This is a genomic window from Arthrospira sp. PCC 8006, from assembly GCF_046480465.1.
GTDB classification, from domain to species: domain Bacteria; phylum Cyanobacteriota; class Cyanobacteriia; order Cyanobacteriales; family Microcoleaceae; genus Limnospira; species Limnospira platensis.
This window is the reverse complement of the sequence record NZ_PKGG01000267.1, coordinates 1-6,120: the sequence shown is the minus strand read 5'-3', so window position 1 is coordinate 6,120 and position 6,120 is coordinate 1. Positions and strand designations below refer to the sequence as shown.

Here is a 6,120-nt window from a genome sequence, read left to right as displayed (position 1 = left end):
CTATTGTAGTCTATAAACTACCCCAAGCTAGTCGCGAGGAGATTGCTAGAATGTTAGGATTAACTGATTTAAAACAAACTCGTTTCTATCAAGAAGCCTTTACGGAAGGTCTCCAGGAAGGTCTCCAGGAAGGTCGCCTAGAAGGTCGCCAGGAAGGTCGCCTAGAAGGTCGCCWGGAAGGTCGCCAGGAAGGTCGCCAGGAAGGTCGCCTAGAAGGTCGCCTAGAAGGTCGCCAGGAAGGTCGCCAGGAAGGTCGCGAAGAAATCACGCGAAACATTGTCCTACGTTTGAATAACCTGGGTTATGCTTCGGAAGCGATCGCCGAAATCTTAGGCTTACCTGTTGATGAAATTCTGCCGATTTTAGAAGATGCTAATGATGGATAAATTGGCAAAATTGCCGTTAATTAACCAGGTTTTGATGTGTAAATAGGGAACTTTAGACTATCAAATAAATCTCCCTAAAACCTGTTGATTAAGTAGAACTGGGTAAGACTTGGCAAGCGATCGCCGCCATCTTACCCTTAGTTATGATTGCATCGTAGGCAGCAAAACATCACCCTAAAGTAAGGAGGTATCCTTGATTTATTGTAGTCTATAAACTACCCCAAGCTAGTCGCGAGGAGATTGCTAGAATGTTAGGATTAACTGATTTAAAACAAACTCGTTTCTATCAATCAGTAGGTGCTACTATAGCATTATTAGAGTCATATCAACCCATTTTCCAGGGTTCAATGAATTTCCGATCACCAATCTCATCATAAGCCAGTGAAAACCGATAGCATATTTTACCGCATCTTCCAACAATACCCGCGCAGCTTCTTTGAACTGCTGAACCTTCCTCCCACAGAAGCTGATCAATATCAATTCACCAATCTAGAAGTCAAACAACTCGCCTTTCGCTTAGATGGGTTATTCTTCCCCAGTACCGACAACCCTAACCAACCCTTTTATCTGACGGAAGTACAATTTCAACCGGACGATGACCTGTACTATCGGATTTTTGCGGAACTTTTCCTATATTTGCGACAGTATCAACCCCCTTACCCCTGGAGAGTTGTAGTTATTTACCCTAACCGTAACACAGAGCGCGAAAAGTCTCAACACTTYAGCCAAATTCTCAACTCCGAAGCAGTGACCCGCATTTACCTAGACGAGTTGGAAGGCGAAAACGGCTTAGGGGTAGGTATCATTAAGTTAGTAGTCGCATCGGAGTCTGTAGCTATAGCATCAGCCCAACAACTGATTGAACAAGCTCAACAAATACTCCCACCAGCCCCCCTGAGACGCGATATCATTGATTTAATCGAAACTATTGTAGTCTATAAACTACCCCAAGCTAGTCGCGAGGAGATTGCTAGAATGTTAGGATTAACTGATTTAAAACAAACTCGTTTCTATCAAGAAGCCTTTACGGAAGGTCTCCAGGAAGGTCGCCTAGAAGGTCGCCAGGAAGGTCGCGAAGAAATCACGCGAAACATTGTCCTACGTTTGAATAACCTGGGTTATGCTTCGGAAGCGATCGCCGAAATCTTGGGCTTACCTGTTGATGAAGTTCTGCCGATTTTAGAAGATTCTAATGATGGATAAATTGGCAAAATTGCCGTTAATTAACCAGGTTTTGATGTGCAAATAGGGAACTTTAGACTATCAAATAAATCTCTCTAAAACCTGTTGGTTAGGTAGAACCGGGTAAGACTTGGCAAGCGATCGCCTAAATCTTACCCTTAGCTGTGGCTGAAATTCAATAGACTTTTAAATTGAATCATACTGAGAATTACTAATATCCGTCGTGGTGGGTAAATTTTAGTCAAAATTGATAGAAGTGTAATTGTTGGTAGAGTGAATCAGTGTAGTGGTAGGTTCTGGCTGAGGGGAATAGGAGAACGAACGGTTTCTACCGCCTGACAGGTTCGGTTCTACGAATCTACTGGAGCATAATAGCAGATATGCTGAAAATAGGATAAGTTAACCCATATAACCTATATTCAGTATTTCATTTTCAAGAGTCAGGGTAATTATATGAATGGCGCTAATCAATCGGAAACGATGGAGAGAAAGCTATGAGTGATTTTAGTGTAGCAACTTTAAGCGAAATTTTAGCTAGTGAAGCCCTAATAGGCGATCGCAGCCGTTATTCACACCAGAAAGCCGAAGCCGACTGGTATGGGGCTATTCGTAGCTTAAATCAATTCCTAGAATTGAACCCCCCCAGATATCCGAGAATTTCATCAACCAATGACAATCAACTGATCAGCGATATTCCCCCCCCTTATTCCCATCGTGGTTATGTCATCTCTGGTCCGTCTCCCGTATTAATGAATCCCCGTCTAGCCAGTGATTTCACCACCCTAATTTTGACCTGTGAATCCCAATTCGGGTCTGTAGGATCAGTATGGGGAAAACAACGGGGATTTAGGTTATTACCCGCATCCCACAACGGGGATATTCCCGTTTGTGCAGAAAAAATTAATCAGTTACCCTTTCAGTCAGCTTTTCCCTTATCTGGAGACGATCCACTTATGGGGGAGAGATTTTGTTTAGTCTTGACCGCCGAATTTAGCCTAGTGATGGTGTTGGGGGTTAATCCTGCTAACGATCCGGCGTTTTTGTTTTCCTTTGATCCAGATCTAGTCAAGCGATCGCTGTTGCTGTTGCGCCAACGCATGGTTAAACAGTCCTCAACCGTCCCCAGTCACGATCACCATTATATTACTCAACTAGATGCGATCGCCTCACAATTTCCCCCAGTCGCACCCCATTATCAAACTGTCATGCAGTTTAGCCGTTTGCTGCTGCAAAACTCCGCCCTACCATGCGATCGCCCAACCCAGCCAAAAACTAACCCCTCCGAAACCGTAGTTGTTCCCCAATCATCTGAAAACCTATTAACAGTTGGGTCATCAGTCGGGACAGACTACACTATTAGACAATCCCAGGCAGAATTATTACAGGCGATCGCCCATGAAGTTCGCACCCCCTTAACCACAATTCTGACCTTAACTCGGCTACTGTTGAAGCGTCCGAATTTCGACCCAGACGTAGTCCGTAAGCGCTTAGAGTCCATTGATCGCGAATGTAGCATCCAAATCGATCGCTTTAACCTAATTTTTCGGGCGGTAGAATTGGAAATGTCCCCAAATCCCCCCCAATCGTGCGAAATTCCTACCACTGCTGGAGTTGAGTTAACCACCATGTGTTTAGCAGATGTGTTCCAAAACGGACTACCACGATGGCAAAAACAAGCCAGCGGGCGCAATCATACCCTAGAGGTGATTTTACCCAAACAATTACCCTCTGTAGTTAGTGATCCGACCTTATTAGACCAAATGCTAACCGGGGCGATCGAAAACTTTACCCGCAGTCTACCATCTGGTAGCCATATTAAAGTCGGTGTACGACTCGCCGGACAGTTGTTGAAATTGCAGCTAGAGTCCCATTCTCACAACGACACTCATTCCCCCTTTACAGTTGCGCCTAAGTCTCCCCTAAAATCTATCGGACCTGTATTGATGGTGCAGCCAGAAACCGGTAGTCTAAGTTTAAATATAAATGTCACTAAAAATCTGTTCCAAGCCCTTGGGGGGAAATTAGTTGTCCGACAGCGACCCCAGCAAGGGAAGGTCATGACTATTTTCTTACCTGTACAAGTCCGATGATTAAGTGTTTGAGTCTGACTGGATTAATTCTGATCGCCCTTGAAGGAATCACTACTGGGGCTATTCTTGCCCAAAATCGCGATAATTATGGCGCGATCGCTACTTCAACCACTAACCCCGCTCAATGGGGTTACTCCCACGACTACCCCACACTCGCCCAAGCCCAACGTTACGCCTTAGAATACTGCGGACAGGCTGATTGTCAGATACGGGTATGGTTTAAAAATGGTTGTGGTGCGATCGCCACTAATGGCTCTAATATTGGATCAGCTTGGTCTGCAAATAGGGCTGAAGCTGAGGCGCGTTCAATTGTCGCCTGTGGTCAAGGAGACTGTAAAATTCAGGTCTGGGCTTGTACAACCCATTTTGACCCTTAATTATTGTTCCACAGCTTTGGGAGTGAATCGAATTTCGATCCGGCGGCGACTGGGGTCAGAGGTGCGGTTAATAGCAGCATAATTTCCCGAAGCCTCATATAATTGCGCCGCCGAATACGCTTTAAACGTTAATCCTAATGACTGCAATTCTTCATTTTCCTGTAATCTTTGCACCACTGCTAAAGCCCGCATTAAGCCTAAGTCCGCATTAGAACCAGGAACTAAGCTAGTAACCGCTTGGTTATTGCGTGCAACTTCTTCTAATACTTGGTCTAGGTTGCTGTAACCGCCCCCTGTAATTTGTCCATCAGTATGACCGATTACTTCTACCACATATCCCTCGTAATCTTTCGCAAAATCCTTAATTTGTGCTACTAATTGATTATCGATAAACTCAGTTAATTCTAACGAAATAGCCGCACTACCAGAGTCAAATGTTCGTGATGATGAATCTCGCAATACAATCACTGGTGGAGATTTTAGGCGTTCCACTTCTCCCTGTAATTGCATAATGCGATCGCCTCTATTTCTCAGTTCAGTTTGTAGCCTAGCCACCTCTCCTTGCAGTCCCGTTACCTGAGTAGTTTGCTGTTGTAGTCTACTTTGTAATTCCGACATTTGTATTTGTAATTCTTCCGAACGGGAAGCCGTCGCATCAGAAACCGTTTGAATAAATATCGATTTGATAATTGCTAACAACAGAAATAGGCTCAAAATCATAAACGAATTAGCCATTAAATCCGTAAAAGACGGCCACAAGTTAAACTCTTCTGATGTTTGATGAGAACGGGAATAACGCATATTTTTCACCTCTTAAATCTTATTATTTACCGATTAAAAAAACTTGACATTATTGCCTTTCTATGGTATGCCTGAGTCGATAAAGTTCATTTTTAGTGTCCTGTAGATGACCCACACATTCCTGTAACCCAGAAATCACTGGTTGTAACTCCATTGCATTAATCGAATTCCCTTGATAATTAGCAGCCACTCCGCCACTGATTGCTGTATTGACTCCCTGGGTGTAGGTTTGCATAGCCACCACCAACTTCGATAATTCCCCCTGAATTTCCTCCAAATTATCAGTTTTATTCACCATGCGCCGTTGTAGGCTATCCAGATTATTCACAGCCAATTGAAACCCTTGGGAAGCAGTTTGCACCTGTTCAATAATATGATTAAACGATTGTTGATTATGATTATGGGTTTCTAATAAATTTAATGCCGTTTGATTAGTTTGTTGGATTTGTTCACTAAATTTAATCAGCCGTTTGCTATAGTTTTGGAGTTCAATAACCGCTAAATCTACCGATTGTACTGAAGTAGACAACCCGGAAGCTGATTGAGCAAAACCCCGTTGCGTATTGGCTAAGTTGATAGTAGCATTAGAAAGTTGTTGGGGGAACTCGCTTTGCTCAAAAGCACGGGCTACTTCCAAAAAGCGATCGCCCGCAATTTGAAAATCCTTAGCACTTTGCGTCACAGTCACTGAAGCATCAATKAATCTACTATAAMCCTGTTCAGCCAGTTGATTAGCTTTCAGATTAGTTGCATAAATTTCATCAATCTTTTGTCGAAATGCTGTCTCTATCGAAGTTTGGATACCTTGACCAAAACGGATTAAAAACTGGTCAAATACCTGGACCATCTCTTGAACAATTTTATCCGTTTTCGTTTGACCTTTCAGAGTCGGTTGATAAATATTATCCAGATAGTCCTCTAAAGCACTCATCCAGCGATATTTAGCCAGATTAGTATTAAACATAAAGTTAATCACCACCAGAAAAGCGCTAAATAAAATCGCCGCCAAACTCGTAGTAAAAGCAATTCCCATCCCCTGTAAAGGTGTTTGAATATCCTGGAGTAAACTACTAATATCAGTCACATTGGTGGTGCTGACCGTTTGACTCAGGGAATATAAGTTAATCGTAATCCCAATAAAAGTTCCCAGTAAACCAAAGGACAGCAAKAAATTCGGCAGAATGCGCCCCAATKGTTCMATTTGTTCGCAGGAAATCAACAAGACTCGCTGCTGGCTATAAACCTGATCAATAATCGCTGGAGTGTTGACTTGTTCCAATTGTT

Annotated in this window: 5 protein-coding genes and 1 pseudogene; 4 read left to right on the top strand and 2 right to left on the bottom strand. The window is 43.2% G+C overall.

The genetic code is table 11. The annotated features are described in order from the left end of the window. The 4 genes and pseudogenes from B9T16_RS24610 to B9T16_RS24595 form a co-directional block, all read left to right on the top strand. Positions 1 to 386, top strand: a pseudogene (locus B9T16_RS24610) (flagellar assembly protein H); the annotation flags it as partial. Between the two features lie 381 nt (positions 387 to 767). Next, positions 768 to 1,589 (top strand): Rpn family recombination-promoting nuclease/putative transposase, encoded by an 822-nt coding sequence (locus tag B9T16_RS24605; RefSeq protein ID WP_410246010.1) that lies wholly within the window; start codon positions 768 to 770, stop codon positions 1,587 to 1,589. 473 nt (positions 1,590 to 2,062) lie between these two features. Then, the gene (locus B9T16_RS24600) at positions 2,063 to 3,658 is read left to right on the top strand and encodes a histidine kinase dimerization/phospho-acceptor domain-containing protein (protein WP_006618322.1); all 1,596 of its coding nucleotides are present in this window, start codon (positions 2,063 to 2,065) and stop codon (positions 3,656 to 3,658) included. After that, complete coding sequence (locus B9T16_RS24595; RefSeq protein ID WP_410246009.1) at positions 3,655 to 4,035, top strand: DUF4189 domain-containing protein; 381 nt, start codon at positions 3,655 to 3,657, stop codon at positions 4,033 to 4,035. The genes B9T16_RS24600 and B9T16_RS24595 overlap by 4 nt, the downstream gene beginning before the upstream one ends. On the opposite strand, the gene B9T16_RS24590 is transcribed toward B9T16_RS24595, so the two are convergent. Continuing rightward, complete coding sequence (locus B9T16_RS24590) at positions 4,036 to 4,836, bottom strand: OmpA family protein (protein ID WP_006618324.1); 801 nt, start codon at positions 4,834 to 4,836, stop codon at positions 4,036 to 4,038. It abuts the gene before it with no gap. Positions 4,837 to 4,885: 49 nt separating this feature from the next. Next, positions 4,886 to 6,120 (bottom strand): hypothetical protein (locus tag B9T16_RS24585; protein ID WP_410246008.1); only part of this gene is annotated, 1,235 nt, incomplete at its 5' end.